The following is a 17,145-nucleotide window of genomic DNA, read 5'->3' as shown; positions in this document are numbered from 1 at the left end:
GTCACAGCTTTTGATACTCAGCTGGATATTTTTTATCTTTGAAATAATAAACTTTGTCCCGCTCATCAAACTCGCGAATGACCTTACAAGGATGTCCCGCTGCTAACACACCAGCTGGGATATCTTTAGTCACGAGACTGCCCGCTCCGATCACGACATCATCCCCGATCGTAACACCTGGCAACACGATCGAGCCGGCTCCGATCCAAACATTGTTGCCGATCGTAACTGGCGCGCCATACTCAGCGTGTTGACGCCGCAATTCAGGATCAAGTGCATGACCAGCCGTGTAAATACCGACATTTGGCGCTAAGAGACAATCGTCACCGATCGTGATCGGACAAACATCTAATAATATGCAATTGGCATTTGCCAAAAAATTTTCCCCCACGGTGATGTTGAACCCGTAATCACAATGAAACGGTTGCTCCACAAATAATTCTTCTCCGGTCTGACCAAAGATCTGTTTGATCAATTGTTTACGCTCAGCCATTTTTCGTGGTTGCGTGTGATTAAACGCAAATAAATGATCACGCATGTCGAGTCGCACCTTCAACAACTCTTCATCTTGTTCGTAGACATCTCCTGCGATCATTTTTGCTAAATTACTGGTCATGCCTTCACCTCTTATAAATTCAAATAGCCTGCGCGTGGTGTTACCCCGAATGCATCCGCTAATTTTTTCAAGTTTTCATCCGTCAAAGTTTGTTTGATGCCGCCTTGCGCTTGCACATACGTATAGACTTGAGCCGCTTTTTCTGCCGTTTCGATCAAGCCGTACACTTCATCCATATCACGTCCCACACCGTAAACTCCATGTTGCGGCCACATGACTAATCGAGTTTCTTTCATTTTTTCAGCGGTCGCTTTGCCGATCTCATTTGAGCCTGGGATCAACCAAGGAATCACCGAGACCCCCTCTGGGAAAACAACGAGACATTCGGTACACATTTGCCATAATGTCCGCGTGAACGCTCGTGGATCTAAATCATGGGAGAATGTCATCGCTAATAAATGCGTCGCGTGACAATGCATCACGATCCGATTTTCTGGATCAACGGAAAGACGTGCGATGTGACTCATCAAATGAGCTGGCAATTCACTCGTCGGTTTGCCGCCATCAGTATAGCCCCACAACAAATCAACACTTTGACCATCATCGGCTACCCGCAACACACCTAAATTACAGGCGGGATCATTTTTGACATTTTTAAAATATTTTCCTGAACCGGTCACGATGAAATATTTTCCTTTGATCGCAGAACCATCAAAGTCCATCGGAATATTGCGCACAACTTTTGTCGGATCTAAATATTCAGTGACCGCTTTTTCATCTAACAAGTACGTGACGTTTCCGCCGTTTCGTTCATCCCAACCATGATGATAAAGATTAGTCGTCACTTCGACCATTTCTTTTACAAAAGGTGCTTCTAAAATATTTTTACTCACAATAATGCCTCCATTTTTTATCGGGCGCATTTACGTCCGTTTATGCTAAATGAGCTGACTGAAAAATTTTCAGTCCTTCACGGAAAAGCGGGTACGACAGAACTTTTCTGTCGTAGCCGCAAAATTTAGTTTTAGCGTTTTAATTGAACATCTTGTTCGTACTGACGAACTTCTTTCAACCAGTCCAAACCAACTGGTACATTGTTTTGTTCACAGAAGTAATTCCAAACATCGCCGTAAGGATAGTCTTTCAATTCTTCGGTATAAACCATGCGTGAAGTGAAATCGAATTTATCTTCCATGTCTTTTAATTCTTGCGTTGGTTCTAACATCGCTTTTAATAATGCTTTTTGGGTGTTCCGAGTACCTACGACCCAAGCTACGACCCGGTTGATCGTTGCATCAAAGAAGTCTAAGCCGATGTTTGTTTTGTCTAATAGATCATTGCGCACAATTTCTTTACCGATTTCTTGCAATTCGTCATCCATGATCACAACATGGTCAGAGTCCCAACGAACTGGGCGTGACACGTGGAGCATGATTCCTTTAGAAAAGAGTGCTAATGAAGAAAGTTTGTTTGAGATCACTTCTGTTGGATGGAAGTGACCCGCATCAAGACAGATCAATTTATCGCGTGTCAAACCATAGCCCATGTAAAACTCATGGGAACCTGCAGTATACGCTTCAGCACCTAGACCGAATAATTTACTTTCGACTGCATCTTGGGTGTACGCTTCGTTGACTTCTTCTGCAAAGATCTCATCTAATGATTCCATCAGGCGACGACGTGGGCTCAACCGATCGATCGGGTTGTCTTTCATACCATCTGGAACCCAGAAGTTATCGATACAGGTTTGGCCTAATTCTTTCCCGAAGTATTCTGCGATCTTGCGGGCGCGTTTGCCGTGTTCGATCCAGAAGTCACGTACTTCTTTATCTGGGTGAGCCAATGTATAACCATCTTTCATCATTGGGTGTGAGAAGAAAGTTGGGTTGAAGTCTAAACCAACGCCTTGTTCTTTAGCCCAGTCGACCCATAGTGTGAAATGTTTTGGTTCGATTTCATTTAAGTCAACTTTTTCATCCGTGTCTAAGTAGATCGCATGTAAATTCAATTTATGTTTTCCTGGGATCAATGAGTAAGCTTTTTCTAAATCTTCTCGTAATTGAGCGGGCGTATGGGCTGCACCTGGATAGTTCCCCGTTGCCATGATCCCACCCGTTAATTCGCCATCAGGATTTAAGAAACCTGTTACATCATCGCCTTGCCAGCAATGCATTGAGATTTTGATCTGTTCTAATTTTTTTAACGCTTGATCCGTATCGACACCGATCGCAGCATAGCGTGCTTTTGCTTCTTCATAACGTTTTTGTACATCTGACATAATTTTTTTCTCTCCTTTTAAACTAATTGTTTTTTATTGATAAAGCTTTTAAACTCAGTCAACGCTTGACTAACTGTTTCAGACGTTTGTGGACAATACGCTTCTAGTTCCACACAATTGCGAATATCTTCCCGGGCTTGTTCCAACGTGCCATAGCCGTGAGTGGCGATGATTTGCACCATTAGATTTCCGATCGCAGTTGCTTCTCCTGGTCCAGCTTCCACTTCGATCTCACAAACATCGGCAGTCAATTGGTTCAACATTTTATTATTGGAACCGCCACCGACGATGTGCAGTTTGTTGATCTTGCGACCAGTGATTTTTTCTAGATTTTCTAATTCAACGGCATAACACAAAGCTAAGTTGTCATAGACACAACGAGCAAGTTCCCCGGGTGTTTGTGGTACTTTTTGATTCGTCTCACGACAATACGCTTGCAACGCTTCGATCATGTTTGCTGGATTTAAAAAGCGCGCATCATTAACGTCAACGAATTGTTGGAAAGGTTCTTCTTGGCTAGCTAACTCGGCTAGCTCAGGGAAACTGTATTGGTACTCTTGCATCCGTGCCACTTCTTGGATCAACCACATCCCCATAATATTTTTCAAGAAGCGGATCGTTCCTTGAACGCCCCACTCATTCGTGAAGTTCGAATCGAAAGCTTTTTGTGTTGAGATACCTTCAGGGATTTCAACCCCCATCAACGACCATGTACCAGAACTGATATATGCCCAGTCTTCGCCGTGCGCTGGTGTACCAACGACTGCTGAAGCCGTGTCATGAGAAGCGATCGTAATGAACTTTGCTTTTGGTAAATCATAGTCACTGAATTTTTCAGCTTGTAACTCACCTAAGATTTGTCCTGGTTCAGTGATCGTTGGGAACAAGTCTTCGCTTACTCCCACAACATCTAAAATGTCTTGATCCCACTTGCGCGTTTTTAAATTCAACAATTGCATAGTCGATGCATTGGTTTTTTCGGTGACCGCATTGCCGGTAAAAATGTATCCCAGTAGATCCGGCATCAATAATAATTTATCGGCTTGCGCTAATTTTGCTTGGTCTTCAACGAATAATTGAAAAACAGTGTTGAATGGCTGCAACTGAATCCCCGTTTTTTCGTACAATGTTTCCAGTGACATTTTTTTCGCAAAGTCAGCGATCGCATTTTGAGTCCGACTGTCCCGATAACTGACGGGATCACTGATCAAATTACCTGCTTTATCTAACAAACCATAGTCAACGCCCCACGTATCGATCCCCACGTAACATTCCGTGATACCTGCTTGTTTGACTTTTTCCAAGCCTTTTAAGATCTCATTCACTAAATGATTGAAGTTCCAATAATCAGTGCCGCCTTTATTTTCAAATCCATTTTTAAACCGGTGGAGCTCTTCTAATTCAAAACCACCTAAGCCTTTGAAGTGTGCACGAATCAAGCGACCACTCGAAGCTCCGATATCAATTGCGATATATTCCATTGATTGCTGCCTCCTAATTTTGTTCTGCAACGTTCAAGTCGTTGTCTGATTTAGTCGATTTTTTTTTAAGTGAAAGTAAGGTGAAAATAATGCCTAACACGACCATAATGATGCTGCCGTTTAAGAAAATATTTTGTAAACCGTTGTCACCTAGACCAAATAATTCTAAAAACTTATGGCCATAAGGCGAGGCGAAGTTTCCGATGTTAGCTAAGACTAAAATGAAAGAGGTCGTGCTTGCTTTAGCACTTTGAGAAACTTTTGAATTTGCATCATTGAAGATGTACGGAACAAACAATGCAAAGGCTACGCCGTTTAGTGCTGCGCCGATCCCGGTTAAAAACAAACTTTTTGAAACTAAGATCAAGACAAGTGCGGCTGCCATGATGAAAAATGAAACTGGTAATGTGAAGGCTTTCAATTTTTTGAAAATCAGACCGAATAAGAAACCAGTGACCATGTTAGCAACTTGCATGAATGAAAGAATCGTTCCAGCATTCGATGCTGTGCCGATACCATTTGTTGTGATGAACAATGATAATTTAACAGCTACGATCATGTACAAGACACATAAGAGAAGTAACAAGATCCCGTAACCGATCGTCGTTGTGCTTAATTTAGTTTTCGTTGTTGGCTGATCCAGCGCTTCTTCCGCGGCTTTCGCAGCTTTAGGTGGCTCTGGTACAAACATCATGAATAAGAAAATGATCGGAATAATGATCAGATAAACGAGAAATGCCCGTTGCCAACCGAAGTTTAATAAGTGACCGGCCGCAAAAGTCATCACGGCTGCCCCCAACCCTTGGAAAGCTGATTGGAACCCGATCAATGTCGCAGCTTCATCACCGTCGAAAAATTCACTGATCATGCTGACCGCAAGTGAATTAAAAAGTCCAAAGCCGGCACCTAACGCGATTCGTGAAATCATCAACAAATAAAAATTTGACGTGACGACTGGTAAGACACCTGACACCCCTGCCAAGATCAAACCGATCAAGACGGTTTTTTTCTGTCCAATCTTTTTCGCAATGATACTACTTAACGCGATAAAAATGACAACGCTTGCTTGCGGGATCGTCATTAACAGTTCTACAGATGACTGCGGCTGATTCTTATAATAGCCCAACATCATTGGCAATGCGGACGCGATTGCCGTATTCGAAGTCAACACGAGTGAAATCGACAGTAGTGAAAACTTCATCAACCCTTTTTTGTTCATTTGATACATTCCTCTCTTTTTTTGAATTCGTTTACATCGCTTAATATGTTTCTAGTTTAAGCTGGATCACGTTGACAGACAATATCAGAAAGTTATAATAAAACTAACAAAAATACAGGTGATGATAAAATGGGCCAAACGATTAAAGACATTTTTCTTCCCTTAGATAAACTCGAGATCAAACAAAAAGAAACTGGCATCTTTGCAAAAGAATTTGAAGAAGAAAATTTAACCAATGATTCACAATCTCTCGTGATACACGATAAATTATTTTACGATTCGCAAAATATCTTGATCCGTAAACACCGACGTTTTGCTCCTTACCCACTGCATTCCCATCAATTTTTAGAATTCAATTACATGCTGGCAGGTGAATCGCAGCAAGTCGTCAACGGAAAAGAATTGCGCTTGAAAGAAAAGCAACTTTTATTATTGGATACGAACAGCGAACACGAACTAGCGGCTTTAGGACCGAATGACTTGTTGATCAATTTTTTATTTCGAACGAAAGAATTAAATATCGACCTCTTGAAACGAATCGATACGCGCAGTGCGGGCTTGACATATAATTTTTTGATGAGTGCGATCTTAGGCAATAACTATAATGATAATTTTTTAGTGTTGGATCTAACCGAGCATCCTGAGATCCAAACAACTTTTGAACAGATGATGCATGAATTTCATGAACCCAAGCGGCTGACTAAAGAGATCATGGATGCCTATACGCAGATTTTATTTTTACAATTGTCACGGGTCTATCACTCTCAATTGGAAAAAATCTACCACGGCGTTCAAGATGCCGACTTCATGATCAAAGTCTTACAGCGGATCGAAAACGATTATCGGAAACTGACCTTGTTAGATTTAGCAGCTGAGTTTGGCTACAATAAAAATTATCTTTCCAATATGATCAAAGAAAAAACCGGTAAGACCTTTAAAGAGTTAGTCACGTTGCAACGGTTAAATGAAGCGCATCGACTCGTTTTGACTACTGATGCAGCCATCGAAACAATCGCAGAATTTGTCGGCTACTCAAACAAAACGCAATTTTACAAAAAGTATCGGGATTACTTCGGTGCAACACCAAAAGAGATCCGCCACTTGCGTTAAGGTGACAGTAAACGAACAGTTTTGTCAGCTGACGCCTTTAAAGTAGCGAGAAATGTTTGGCCTTGGTATGATGATCTCAACTACAAATTTATTTTTTAGGAGGAATTCCCATGCAATCTGAAAACAAGATCTTAGATGGTTTATCTTATATCTCCATTTTATTCGCGCCTTTTTTCTTTCCTTTTATCGTTTGGCTCTTAACGCCCAAAAATACGACTTCTCACTACCATGCTGGTCGCGCGTTTAAACTGCACTTGATCCCGCTCGTTTTAACAATTGGCTTAGCGATCGTCATCGGTAGTCTAGGTCTAGCCTTTGGAAACAGCGATACATTTATGCAATCACTGGGCGTTGGCTCGCTTTTATTTCTCGGTGTCGTACTATTAGTCGATTTGATCTTAGGACTTTACAATGTCTATTATGGGATCAAACTTTTTCTTTCTTAAACGGAGGAGTTGACCATGAAACGTTTGAAAAAAATTTTTCTATTCTCAGTGGCGCTAGTTGCCCTTATTTACGCACTTGTCTTTATTGGTCATCGGATCGTTTTCCCAATGCCTGTCGCTCATCAGGCAACGATTCCTAAAATTGAAAACAAAAATTTTTCACTCGGGGCTGCTAGTCACAAACAGCCGCAAACCACTGCCGCTTATCTCAAGGTTCTCGCTGAACAAGTCAAAATCTATAATCAAAAAGCGCCCGAACTTTGGCCGGACAACAATGAAATCAATCAAGCTGTCATCACACAAGATGTCACAACTCAAAAAGCGCAACTGATCACCCCAACGGGACAGCTCAAACCACTTTCTGCAACTGAACTAAAAAAATATCACATCGCGGGACCTGCTACGAATGGCGGCTGGTCTAAGATTTCAACTAATGGCGTATCAGGGGCCTACTTACCAATCGACCCGAATGCGTTGACAAACTTTTATACTTTTCAGCGTTATGAACACTTAGGAACTTATGACCCTTTTATCACATTTGCACATGAATTGTTCCACGCGTTACCGCAAGAAAAATGGGCAACTTCAAAATTTGGCAACCGTGAGCGCGATGAACGCGACACTGATACGGCAGCGCGCAAAAAACGGATGCTCTTGCAACAGCAATTGGCTTTAGCGATCAGTGAACCAGCTAGACAAACGGAACATTTGAACGATGCGCTCGCGACTTATGCAGATTATCAAAAAAAGAATCCCCGAGATGCCCGTGCCACTTTGTTAAGTGATCGGCTAGAGGGTTCAGCGTATTATTATGAATTGAAAGCCAGTTTGTATGCCGGCTACCCACAACAAATCAAAACTGAAGCCGATGTGCAACAAGCTTTGTCGCTTTTATTAAAAGATGACAATCCCGCTTACCGTGACAGCGGCGCCGTGATCGAAGGCTACGCGATCGGAGCTTATGCTGGAATCTTGTTAGATCGTTTGGCAAAAGAAAAACACGAAGACCCGAATGCGTGGAAAAAAACATTAGCGCAAGATGGTGAGACGACTCCTTTGACGTTGTTACAAAAAGTTGCCAATCCTGCTCAGTTGCCCGCCGCAAAACCTGTACCCAGTCAAAAAGAATTTGAACACTGGTTAGCCGGTGCCGAAAAGATCGCACCAAAAGGCAACGCACCACAAAACTTTTTTAACTTTGCCTATGATTTGCTCTATTAATAGCATATCAAGTAAACGGTACTTCTTCAGTTTTTACTTTTTAGCACTGAAAAAGTTTCTGAATAAACAACAACAGCCCGCCAGATCAAAACTCGATCTGACGGGCTGTTAGTCTTTCGTTTAATTTTTAAAAACATCTTCCACAGTGTAATTACTTACCGATTGTTTGACTAAAAAGGCGGCACAATCACATGCACCTTTGGCAAAGCTAGAAAAATCATACGAATGATGGGTAAGTTCTAGCCGCTCACCGATTCCACCAAAATAAACGCTATGACTGCTAGAAGCATTTCCTAGTCGCAATGAATGATAGCCGATCTCATGCTCGTGGCGTTGGGTTTGCTGGTGGCGATCATAAACCGCCAACTCAGCTAGATCCGTTCCTAATTTACCAGCGATCACCTCTCCTAACTCTTCGGCTGTTCCGCTAGGCGCATCTTTTTTCCAACGATCATGCATCTCGACGATCTCGATATCACTTTGTTTTCCGATCTGTTCAGTCGCTTCCGCTACTAACTGGCGCAAGATATAAACAAAGCGTGAGGTGTTAGCGGCAAGTAACACTGGGATCTTTTCACCGGCTTTCGTGAAACGCGCTTTTTCTTCTGACGAAAAACCCGTTGTCCCGCAAACTAATGGCACTTGATAGGCCACAGCCAAACGTAAAACATCGAGACTCATCTCACGGGTTGAAAAGTCGATGATCACATCCCCTTGCATGATTACTTTTTCCAATTCATCTGTGACTAAAATTTTCAGATCTTGCCCGACCCGCGCCACTTGTCCTAAGTCTTGTCCGATGTAGTCTCGCCCCTTAGGACCAACTGCACCTACGATCTCAAAATCTTTCCGTTCATTTGCGATCCTGGTGATCCACTGCCCCATATTGCCATGAGGTCCAATAATAATAACTTTCATGCCTTCACTCCTACCTTCATTTTTTACCGCAACGTTCGCAGCTCCGATTCAATTATAAATTGTTTTGTCCTCTTTTGTCAGGTAAACTGAAGTGACTATCTTTTTAAGGAGAAAAACTATGACCGAAAAATTCCCCCTTCATTGGCGTCGCAACATCAATTTCTTTTTAGGCGGCCAATTTTTATCTGGGATCACGAGTATGATCGTGCAGTACGCGATCATTTGGCATTTGACTAAAATCACCGGCTCAGCGACTATTTTGAGTTTCGCCACCCTCTTGGGGATGTTGCCGTTAGTTTTGCTCTCACCATTTGTCGGACCGTTCGTCGATCGTTGGAACAAGAAAAAAATCTTGATCGCAACCGACATCATCGTTGCAATCTTCGCTTTGATCTTGGCGATCGTTGGGACGATCGCAACTGAATTTCCACTGTGGCTCGTTTTCATTTCACTTTTGATGCGAGCGATCGCTCAAACTTTTCAGCTGCCGACGATCCAATCGATTTTGCCAACGATGGTGCCAGAAGCTGAGCTTACACGAGTCAATGGACAATTAGGAATCGTTCAATCCGCTAATTACATTATCGCACCCGCTCTAGGCGCTTTTTTATTTGCCGCTGTGCCCATGAATTTTTTGATTTTACTGGATGTCTTGGGCGCTTTTTTTGGCGTTGGCTTACTGCTATTGGTGACGATTCCCCAAATCACTTCTCAAGGTGAAACGATCCACCTCTTAGCCGACAGTCAAGTCGGGTTACAAAAGCTGCGGGAAAATCGTGGACTTTGGTTGATCACGTTGATCGAAGCGATCTTTACCTTACTATTCATGCCAGCCGTTAGCCTTTACCCCCTTATGACGATGGATTATTTCAACGGGACAGTCGCCCAAGCTGGCTTGATCGAAGTCATCTATTCAGTCGGCATGCTTTTAGGCGGTACCTTTGTTGGGATCTTCGGTAAATGGCGCGATCGGATGAAACCTGTTTTAATCGCTTTTTTTGTTTTAGGAATCACGATTGGTACTAGCGGAATTTTACCTGGTGATCAACTGGGCTTCAAGTGGTTCATCGGCTTGAATCTGATTGCAGGCTTCAGCACACCGTTTTTCAATACGCTTTTGATGGCGATGATCCAGCAAAGTTATGAACCAAAATATTTAGGCCGTGTCTTAGGGGTCTTGAATTCGCTGATGAGCATCACCGGTCCAGTCGGCTTGATTTTTGCCGGCCCGCTTGCCGATCAGTTTGGCGTCGAAAAAATGTTTTTACTGGCCGGAATCGGCACATTAGTTTGTGGGATAGTCGCCTGTTTGATTCCGCGCGTACGAACCTATGACCAACAACTGCAACAAAAAATCGCTCAAGCTGAACAAGTAAAAGACTGAGCTAAGTTAACAGTCATCACTTTTTTATTACTCAGCTAGCTCAAGCTAAAATGATTCCTCTAGCAAAACGAAGCACTGGCTAAAAATCGTTTTCCGCTGTAAAATGAAGCCAAAATCTCAGCGAGGAGGTGATTTGATGAAAAAAATCGCCGTGATGGCCGGAACACCAGTTGATACTCAAATGGGAATCGAGTTACTCAAAGCGCTACCGGTCGAAACATTTTTCGCACCCGTTTCCAAAAATCCAAATGAACAAACTTTTTTCCAAACGTTGCCTTATGCCAAAAAATACCAACGAGTGAAACAGCAACTACTAACATTAAAGGCTCAAGGTGCCGAGCAAGTGTTTGTCTATTGTAATTCATTGAGCGGTGCGATCGATTTTGATGAACTTGCTCAGGCGATTGCTTTGCCGATCTTAACGCCGTTTCACGCGTATCACCAACTAGCTGCTCAGTACCATAGGCTAGGTGTCTTAGCCGCTAACGCCCAAGGAGCCGCCGGGATCGAACGTGAATTAGTCCAAACGAATCCAGCGATCCAAGTGTATAACGTGACCAATTTAGATTGGGTCAATGCCGTCGAACAAAAAATTCCACCACAAACGATCGTCACCTCATTTGGTTTGTCAGACACTCCAACATTTTTTCAAGCGAACCAAGTCGAAGCAATCTTGATCGGCTGTACACATTTTCCGTATTTTCTAGCGGATTATCAAAAACAGACAGCGATTCCTTGCATCGACCCAGCCGACATTTTATTAGCTACTTTAAAAACACAGCTAGCTTAAACCCGACCAGCCTAAAAATTTCACAGTAAAAAGCACAGATCGAATGAACGGTCTGTGCTTTTTGCTGGTAGCAAGCTTACTTTTCACTGATTGGTTTGACTTTTGCTAAACAGATCCGGCTTTCCGCCAGACCATAGCCGATGTCTTGTTTTTGAACTTCAAACACTTGGTACTTTCCGCGTTGGTTTTTACGCTTCAACTCGAAAACGTCACCAATTCGAGGTGGATCAGACATGAGACGTTTTTGAACGCCCGTCTCTTGCTTGCCATCTACCTCATTGTAAAAAGTAATTTTGACATTCATCTTATTCCCCCACTTTCTTACAACAAAGCTCGCACTTTCTTGAAAAAAATTAAGATGCGTGTTCTTTTTACTTAAAGAAGGAACGCTGTGACGATCTAGTTTTATCTTTATTTGCTGATCGTTTTATTCAAACGAATATTCAAGCTAAGGAATATGCACCCTTAACCGCTCTTGTGTCGCAAAATAATAAAGCCAGTTCATCTTGCTCTTTGTTTATTTTAGCTCATTTTTTTCATTTTTAACAGCTGTTATTTTCGAAGCTTTTATGTCTTTTTGTCAAACACTGGCTAAATTATTTTTCTCAGTAGACTTCAACAGTTATTGTTGCGACTGTCAAAATGCGGTATAATTTTTTAAATTGCTTTTGTACTTATTTGGATTTATTTTTGGAGGAAAAAAGATGAAATCATTCACGACCCGAACCGAGCGTCTATTTTTCAAACGAAAGCAGCAACAAAAACGTTTGAAACAAAGTGCTTCACTACTGAGTGTTGCGTTATCCGTCGCACCCGCTGTGGCCACTTTGACCACGCTAAGTCCTACCGATGCCCAAGCAGCTGAAATCGCCAGCACTCAAAACAACCAAGCTTTGATCGAACAACTGGGCCAATCTGCCGTGCAAGTCGCAGCAGCCAACGATCTATATGCTTCGATCATGGTAGCACAAGCGTTACTTGAAAGCGGCTTTGGTTCATCTGCGCTCTCACAAGCTCCGAATTATAATTTATTCGGCGTCAAAGAATACGGCGGCGGCCCAGCTGTCTACATGGCGACAAAAGAATATGTCAACGGTCAGTGGACGACCATGTCTGAACCATTTTCTAAATACAGCAGCTACTATGAATCTTTTGTTGGGCATGTCGGCGTCTTAGCTAGTTCAAATTACGCCGGTGCTTGGAAAAGCCACACTAACAATTACCAAGAAGCTGCTCACTATTTAACTGGACGCTATGCGACAGCTCCTAACTATGGCAGCCAACTGATCAGCTTGATCCAAACGTATGACTTGACTCGCTTTGATACTGGAACAAGCTATGGCTCGACTGACACAACGGCTCCAACTACCGCTACAAGCACCAGTGCCAGCGGTCAAACTTATACGGTGCAAAATGGGGATTCCCTTTGGACCGTAGCTCAAAAAAATGGCTTGACCTTCCAACAACTGTTAGCTTTAAACGGGTTGACTCAAGCATCGACCATCGTACCTGGTCAACAATTGAATGTCTAAAAACGGATTGAAGGCGTAACGCTGGACAACTAAAAAGGTTTGACTGCTTTTTGCAGTCAAACCTTTTTGCTTATTTTTTTAACGCGTGTCGCCCAATCAACAACTGGCTGATCAATAGACCTTCTAACAGAACAAAAAATACAATGAAGCAATGGAGAAAAAAAGTCTCCGGTAAGACATTGATGATCGGGTCAGTGGCTGGATTGAAGATCCAATCGTTGTTGTGAAAAAAAATCCCATGGAACGCCACGAAAAAGCGATCAAAGTTGACTGCCATTAAAAATGCGATCACGATCGGCACCGCCGCGATAAGTTGAAACGGCTGATAAAGGGTCCATAGCCGTTTCGTTTTTTTCAAGTGTCGTAAATAAATGCCACTGGGGATCACACTGAGAAACAACAGTGCATAATTCAATAAGAATAACTTTTTGACTTCATAAAAATGGAAAGCACCACTTTTAGAAACTGGAAAGTCACGCATGACTAATTTTTCTACCCACGGACGATTCAAGTACGCCATCAACTGATCAAAATTGTGTAACAATTCCTTTTTCGACAATATCGTATTGTGCAAAATTTGCAAATGATCGATATCAAAAACGTATAAACTACGGACATTGATCGTCACCGTGATCGCAAAGGTCAGCAACGTCACGACCCAGCAAACTAGACCGAGACGTTCGAGCCATTTAAGCTTCGTCATCAAAAGTCCACTCATCTAATGAATCTAAGACATACGTCGGCGCAACTGGTAATGTCGGTACCGCGGATTTAGGTGTAAAACCAGACAAAACAAGCAACGTATCGATCTCATTATTGATCCCAGCCGAGATGTCGGTCATATAATTATCTCCGACCATCAACACATCTGATTTTTGCAATTGTAAGAGCGCGACTGCTTTATCCATAATGATCGCTTCCGGCTTACCGATAAAGATTGGTTTGGTTTGTGTTGCGGCTTCCACCAGCGCGATCACCGCCCCAGCTCCCGGCAGTAACCCACGCTCAGTCGGAATATTTTTATCTGGATTCGTTCCGATAAACGTAGCACCTTTTTGGATCGCTAATGTCGCTTTAGCAAATTTTTCATAGGTGACAGCATTGTCTAATCCGACAATGACGTAATCTGGCTGCTCTTCCTCCCACGTAAAACCAGCGGCTAAGACCGGCTCAATCAAGCCAGGCTCCCCAATGATAAAGACTTTTTTGCCCCGCGCATCAGCTTTCATAAAATCGATCGTCGCTAGGGTCGCAGTATAGACTGTTTCCGGTGATACAAAAATATCAAATTCATGTTCCAGTCGATAAGCGACAGTCTCAGGACTTTTCGTCGTGTTGTTCGTTAAAAATAAAAATGGGATCTTTCGTTGTTGTAAACGTTCGACAAAGCGTCGACCAGCCGGGATCGGTTCTTTTCCGCGGTAGATCGTGCCGTCTAAATCGATCAAATAACCTTTATAGTTCATCACTTTACTCTTCTCGTTGCCGGATCACAAACCGTCCATCATTTTCTTTCGTTTTGCTCTCCGTTTTTTCTTTTGGCTTGCGGTTTTTGATCACCGCTTTTTTCTTTGGCTTGTCAGAAGTAGCCGGCGCTTTTTTCTCTTCGGTATACGCCTTGTCTTTTACTTTTTTCTTGCGTTTTTTTCGATGATGGGTGCGCTTGCCGCCGACCCGTTCGATCACGAAATACGCACAGCCAAAATTACAATACTCATACAAATAATCTTCTAACGTATCGATCCGCTGTTCGGGACTTGCTTTGCGGTCATCCGCTGCAAAAAAGCCTTTCAACCGTAACTGTTCATAGCCCCAATCCCCTACGATATAATCATAGCGGGATAACACTTCACTGAAACGCTCGCCTAATCGTTCTGGGTCAAACCCTTCACGATAGTTAGCAACTAAATGATATTGGCGGTCGCCGATCAAAAGATTTTTCTCATCCACGACGGTCACGCTCTCGCCTTTTTTCTTTTCTTTCGTTTCAGTTGGCGTCTTGCTGATTTCATCTAAGACTTCTGTCAATTCATCGGTGACCGTCTTAGTCTGTTTTTCTTCTGTTGTCAATCGTTTCACCACCTGTGTGTTATTATACCTTGTTTTTATTTGATTGGGTAGTGAGCATTTAAGTAGTCAGCTACGACACTTCGAATGAATTCTGGAAATAAAAATTCCGTTTGCCCTGCGATTTCGATCGTTGGGAAAAATGGGACGAACATGTAATGATCCACCGTCGCCAAAGTATACGTTCCATCTGGATCAACGGGTTCTCCTAAAAAGCGGACGATGTGATTGACCGCGTCATAACTGATTCCATCATAGACGAGTTGGCCAAAAACTTTACCACGAAACCCCATCCCTAAAACTGGAAAATGCAATAAGAAGTGGCGGTTTTTTTCCATCTCTAAAATCAACCGAATCAAATCACTGCCTGAAAGCGTAACTTTAATCAAATGCATCGGATGCGGCAGCGCGGTGTGCAATTGATCTTGATCTACAAGTCCTGCAGGGATATCTTTTAAAAACAAACCGCTATTTAAGATCGCCGCCTCGGTTTTGGCTCGTTCTTTGACAGCTTTTAAGGCAATTTCGATCAGAGGATGCTCACTATCTAATGCAGTCGTCAATTTAAATGGCACATCGGCTACTTTTGCTTCCGCCAATAAGTGATGGCCTTTTTTTAAATAGCCGGTGATCTCTGCTTGATCTTCCGGCAGCTCTAACATCTTTTCTGTCGCAAATGTTTCTGCTTGCGTGTGAACGATCTGATGCGCATCATCTAGTTCGACTTGAACTTCTCCTACGTAACGTCCGTATTTCCCAGCTGCTGCTAGTTGGACGCGGCCGTCTTGTTCACCGTGTTCAAATAAATGATGCGTGTGAGAACCTAAGATGACATCGATTGCGGGCAATTCTTTGGCGATTTTACGATCAGCTCCCACACCTAAATGGCTCAACAAAATTAAGACATCGACTTTGGGACGTAGGCTGGCCACCAGATCCGGTAAAATGTCGAACACTTGCCGAATATCCCAGCCATTGGGATGATAGGTCAAAGGAAAAGGTGCGGTGAAGCCGATCAAGCCGATCTTCGTGCCCGCCGCGCTTTCCATAATTTTATATTGTTGCGCCCAATCAGGGACTTGCAACGTTTGTTTGTCATAGAGATTGTCTAAGATCACATCAAAGTTCGCTTCGTCATACAAATGGTTCAAATCAAATTTTGAATTGCCCACACCTTCATTGTTTCCGATCGTTACCGCATCATAACCGATCTGATTCATCAAGGTCACATTTGCTTGACCGTTTGTCGCTTCAGTCAACGGATGCGAGCGATCAACGAAATCCCCCAAGTCAACAGTGATCACAAAATTATTTTGCGCTTGTTTCTCCGCTCGTCGTTCATGTAAAAAACGCCGGATCTTCGGCCAATTTTCCAGATGCGAATGAAGATCATTGGTATGTAAAAGAATAATTTTTTCCATAACTTTCAGTCCCTTATCCAATCTTTGTCGCATCTATAGTAACATAGGCACAGCTAAAGTACGGTTTTGACGAATCGTTTTGCTAGAAAAGGAGGAAATTTCTATGCAATTTGAATCCCGTTTAGGTCCTTTATGGCTCGATGCTAACCAAACCGCGTTAACTGCTATCTCTTACACTGAGATTGCAGAAGATCCGCAAGCCAATCAAATGATCTTACAACAAGCGCAAACAGAATTGGAAAGTTATTTGAAAGGTCAGCTAAAAGATTTTTCCGTTCCGATTGAAGTGACAGGCGGTACTGCTTTTCAAAAAAATGTCTGGCAGGCACTCCAGCAGATTCCTTATGGTCAGACGCTGAGTTATCAAGCTGTCGCTGAAAAAATAGGCCGCCCCAAAGCTGTTCGCGCCATCGGTCAAGCTAATCGCGCCAACCAGCTGCCCATCATCATTCCTTGTCATCGAGTCATCGGTAAAAATGGTCAACTCACCGGCTATACAGGTTCCAGTCCAGCAGGTTTAAAAATCAAAGCGCAATTGCTTGAACTAGAAAAAAATTTTGCCCTTGGTTCAGCGGAAGAAAACAAACTTAACTAATCTGATTTGTCAAATTAAGCTAGACAATATATCTTTATCTATGCATCTCAAAAATACTTCCAATGGTGTTCGGTAATTTAGTGATTTTCTTGGAATATGGTTTCTTTTTGAAGCAACGGATTGAATA

General features: G+C 42.7%; 18 protein-coding genes. 7 read left to right on the top strand and 11 right to left on the bottom strand.

The genetic code is table 11. From position 1 onward, the window contains the following. Position 1: 1 nt before the first annotated feature. The 5 genes from GVJ38_RS04400 to GVJ38_RS04380 form a co-directional block, all read right to left on the bottom strand. Positions 2 to 616 (bottom strand): sugar O-acetyltransferase, encoded by a 615-nt coding sequence (locus tag GVJ38_RS04400; RefSeq protein ID WP_159721965.1) that lies wholly within the window; start codon positions 614 to 616, stop codon positions 2 to 4. An 11-nt stretch (positions 617 to 627) separates the two neighbouring features. Then, positions 628 to 1,479 carry a rhamnulose-1-phosphate aldolase gene (gene rhaD, locus GVJ38_RS04395; RefSeq protein WP_159721964.1) on the bottom strand — a complete coding sequence of 284 codons (852 nt, stop codon included), beginning with the start codon at positions 1,477 to 1,479 and terminating at the stop codon, positions 628 to 630. A 101-nt stretch (positions 1,480 to 1,580) separates the two neighbouring features. Beyond that, positions 1,581 to 2,834, bottom strand: a complete 1,254-nt coding sequence (rhaA, locus tag GVJ38_RS04390; protein WP_159721963.1) for an L-rhamnose isomerase — start codon at positions 2,832 to 2,834, stop codon at positions 1,581 to 1,583. Positions 2,835 to 2,851: 17 nt separating this feature from the next. Beyond that, on the bottom strand, positions 2,852 to 4,315 hold the full coding sequence (rhaB, locus tag GVJ38_RS04385; RefSeq protein ID WP_159721962.1) for a rhamnulokinase: 1,464 nt from the start codon (positions 4,313 to 4,315) through the stop codon (positions 2,852 to 2,854). 13 nt (positions 4,316 to 4,328) lie between these two features. Further along, on the bottom strand, positions 4,329 to 5,534 hold the full coding sequence (locus tag GVJ38_RS04380) for an MFS transporter (protein WP_159721961.1): 1,206 nt from the start codon (positions 5,532 to 5,534) through the stop codon (positions 4,329 to 4,331). A gap of 129 nt (positions 5,535 to 5,663) precedes the next feature. On the opposite strand from GVJ38_RS04380, the gene GVJ38_RS04375 reads away from it, so the two are divergent. The 3 genes from GVJ38_RS04375 to GVJ38_RS04365 all read left to right on the top strand — a co-directional run bounded on the left by GVJ38_RS04375 (position 5,664) and on the right by GVJ38_RS04365 (position 8,311). Continuing rightward, entirely contained in the window at positions 5,664 to 6,644 is a 981-nt protein-coding gene (locus GVJ38_RS04375; protein ID WP_159721960.1) for an AraC family transcriptional regulator, read from the top strand. 110 nt (positions 6,645 to 6,754) lie between these two features. Beyond that, positions 6,755 to 7,090, top strand: a complete 336-nt coding sequence (locus GVJ38_RS04370; RefSeq protein ID WP_159721959.1) for a hypothetical protein — start codon at positions 6,755 to 6,757, stop codon at positions 7,088 to 7,090. 15 nt (positions 7,091 to 7,105) lie between these two features. Further along, positions 7,106 to 8,311 (top strand): hypothetical protein, encoded by a 1,206-nt coding sequence (locus GVJ38_RS04365; RefSeq protein ID WP_159721958.1) that lies wholly within the window; start codon positions 7,106 to 7,108, stop codon positions 8,309 to 8,311. A 120-nt stretch (positions 8,312 to 8,431) separates the two neighbouring features. On the opposite strand, the gene dapB is transcribed toward GVJ38_RS04365, so the two are convergent. Beyond that, entirely contained in the window at positions 8,432 to 9,229 is a 798-nt protein-coding gene (dapB, locus tag GVJ38_RS04360; protein WP_159721957.1) for a 4-hydroxy-tetrahydrodipicolinate reductase, read from the bottom strand. A 118-nt stretch (positions 9,230 to 9,347) separates the two neighbouring features. On the opposite strand from dapB, the gene GVJ38_RS04355 reads away from it, so the two are divergent. Then, the gene (locus tag GVJ38_RS04355) at positions 9,348 to 10,613 is read left to right on the top strand and encodes an MFS transporter (protein WP_159721956.1); all 1,266 of its coding nucleotides are present in this window, start codon (positions 9,348 to 9,350) and stop codon (positions 10,611 to 10,613) included. Positions 10,614 to 10,749: 136 nt separating this feature from the next. Then, complete coding sequence (locus tag GVJ38_RS04350; protein ID WP_159721955.1) at positions 10,750 to 11,403, top strand: aspartate/glutamate racemase family protein; 654 nt, start codon at positions 10,750 to 10,752, stop codon at positions 11,401 to 11,403. Between the two features lie 76 nt (positions 11,404 to 11,479). On the opposite strand, the gene GVJ38_RS04345 is transcribed toward GVJ38_RS04350, so the two are convergent. Then, positions 11,480 to 11,707 (bottom strand): hypothetical protein, encoded by a 228-nt coding sequence (locus tag GVJ38_RS04345; RefSeq protein WP_159721954.1) that lies wholly within the window; start codon positions 11,705 to 11,707, stop codon positions 11,480 to 11,482. Positions 11,708 to 12,107: 400 nt separating this feature from the next. On the opposite strand from GVJ38_RS04345, the gene GVJ38_RS04340 reads away from it, so the two are divergent. Next, positions 12,108 to 12,935 carry a glucosaminidase domain-containing protein gene (locus GVJ38_RS04340; RefSeq protein WP_159721953.1) on the top strand — a complete coding sequence of 276 codons (828 nt, stop codon included), beginning with the start codon at positions 12,108 to 12,110 and terminating at the stop codon, positions 12,933 to 12,935. A 70-nt stretch (positions 12,936 to 13,005) separates the two neighbouring features. Here the strand turns inward: GVJ38_RS04340 and GVJ38_RS04335 are convergent, their stop codons facing one another. Genes GVJ38_RS04335 through GVJ38_RS04320 form a run of 4 tightly spaced genes read right to left on the bottom strand, consistent with a single transcriptional unit; the run spans position 13,006 to position 16,423 of the window. Continuing rightward, positions 13,006 to 13,638, bottom strand: coding sequence for a TIGR01906 family membrane protein (locus tag GVJ38_RS04335; protein WP_442896010.1), 633 nt, complete (start codon positions 13,636 to 13,638; stop codon positions 13,006 to 13,008). After that, complete coding sequence (locus tag GVJ38_RS04330) at positions 13,625 to 14,401, bottom strand: TIGR01457 family HAD-type hydrolase (RefSeq protein WP_159721951.1); 777 nt, start codon at positions 14,399 to 14,401, stop codon at positions 13,625 to 13,627. Before GVJ38_RS04330 ends, GVJ38_RS04335 begins: the two co-directional genes overlap by 14 nt. 4 nt (positions 14,402 to 14,405) lie before the next feature. Continuing rightward, positions 14,406 to 15,005, bottom strand: coding sequence for a YutD family protein (locus tag GVJ38_RS04325; protein WP_159721950.1), 600 nt, complete (start codon positions 15,003 to 15,005; stop codon positions 14,406 to 14,408). A gap of 35 nt (positions 15,006 to 15,040) precedes the next feature. Then, positions 15,041 to 16,423, bottom strand: a complete 1,383-nt coding sequence (locus tag GVJ38_RS04320; RefSeq protein WP_159721949.1) for a bifunctional metallophosphatase/5'-nucleotidase — start codon at positions 16,421 to 16,423, stop codon at positions 15,041 to 15,043. 103 nt (positions 16,424 to 16,526) lie between these two features. Here GVJ38_RS04320 and GVJ38_RS04315 point away from each other — a divergent pair, with 103 nt between their 5' ends. Beyond that, positions 16,527 to 17,018 carry a methylated-DNA--[protein]-cysteine S-methyltransferase gene (locus tag GVJ38_RS04315; protein ID WP_159721948.1) on the top strand — a complete coding sequence of 164 codons (492 nt, stop codon included), beginning with the start codon at positions 16,527 to 16,529 and terminating at the stop codon, positions 17,016 to 17,018. The last annotated feature ends 127 nt before the right edge of the window (positions 17,019 to 17,145 follow it).

It is taken from the genome of Enterococcus sp. CSURQ0835, from assembly GCF_902706605.1.
Classification (GTDB): Bacteria; Bacillota; Bacilli; order Lactobacillales; family Enterococcaceae; genus Enterococcus_A.
This window is presented reverse-complemented; position numbering and strand designations above follow the sequence as displayed.

Bases quoted from the DNA above. Each gene is read 5' to 3' on its own strand.
- GVJ38_RS04375 (WP_159721960.1), top strand. From the start codon at position 5,664: ATGGGCCAAACGATTAAAGACATTTTTCTTCCCTTAGATAAACTCGAG.
- GVJ38_RS04365 (WP_159721958.1), top strand. From the start codon at position 7,106: ATGAAACGTTTGAAAAAAATTTTTCTATTCTCAGTGGCGCTAGTTGCC.
- GVJ38_RS04345 (WP_159721954.1), bottom strand. From the start codon at position 11,707: ATGAATGTCAAAATTACTTTTTACAATGAGGTAGATGGCAAGCAAGAG.
- GVJ38_RS04315 (WP_159721948.1), top strand. From the start codon at position 16,527: ATGCAATTTGAATCCCGTTTAGGTCCTTTATGGCTCGATGCTAACCAA.
- rhaD (WP_159721964.1), bottom strand. From the start codon at position 1,479: ATGCGCCCGATAAAAAATGGAGGCATTATTGTGAGTAAAAATATTTTA.
- rhaB (WP_159721962.1), bottom strand. From the start codon at position 4,315: ATGGAATATATCGCAATTGATATCGGAGCTTCGAGTGGTCGCTTGATT.
- GVJ38_RS04340 (WP_159721953.1), top strand. From the start codon at position 12,108: ATGAAATCATTCACGACCCGAACCGAGCGTCTATTTTTCAAACGAAAG.
- GVJ38_RS04330 (WP_159721951.1), bottom strand. From the start codon at position 14,401: ATGAACTATAAAGGTTATTTGATCGATTTAGACGGCACGATCTACCGC.
- GVJ38_RS04335 (WP_442896010.1), bottom strand. From the start codon at position 13,638: ATGACGAAGCTTAAATGGCTCGAACGTCTCGGTCTAGTTTGCTGGGTC.
- GVJ38_RS04355 (WP_159721956.1), top strand. From the start codon at position 9,348: ATGACCGAAAAATTCCCCCTTCATTGGCGTCGCAACATCAATTTCTTT.
- GVJ38_RS04370 (WP_159721959.1), top strand. From the start codon at position 6,755: ATGCAATCTGAAAACAAGATCTTAGATGGTTTATCTTATATCTCCATT.
- rhaA (WP_159721963.1), bottom strand. From the start codon at position 2,834: ATGTCAGATGTACAAAAACGTTATGAAGAAGCAAAAGCACGCTATGCT.
- GVJ38_RS04380 (WP_159721961.1), bottom strand. From the start codon at position 5,534: ATGAACAAAAAAGGGTTGATGAAGTTTTCACTACTGTCGATTTCACTC.
- GVJ38_RS04400 (WP_159721965.1), bottom strand. From the start codon at position 616: ATGACCAGTAATTTAGCAAAAATGATCGCAGGAGATGTCTACGAACAA.
- GVJ38_RS04350 (WP_159721955.1), top strand. From the start codon at position 10,750: ATGAAAAAAATCGCCGTGATGGCCGGAACACCAGTTGATACTCAAATG.
- GVJ38_RS04320 (WP_159721949.1), bottom strand. From the start codon at position 16,423: ATGGAAAAAATTATTCTTTTACATACCAATGATCTTCATTCGCATCTG.
- dapB (WP_159721957.1), bottom strand. From the start codon at position 9,229: ATGAAAGTTATTATTATTGGACCTCATGGCAATATGGGGCAGTGGATC.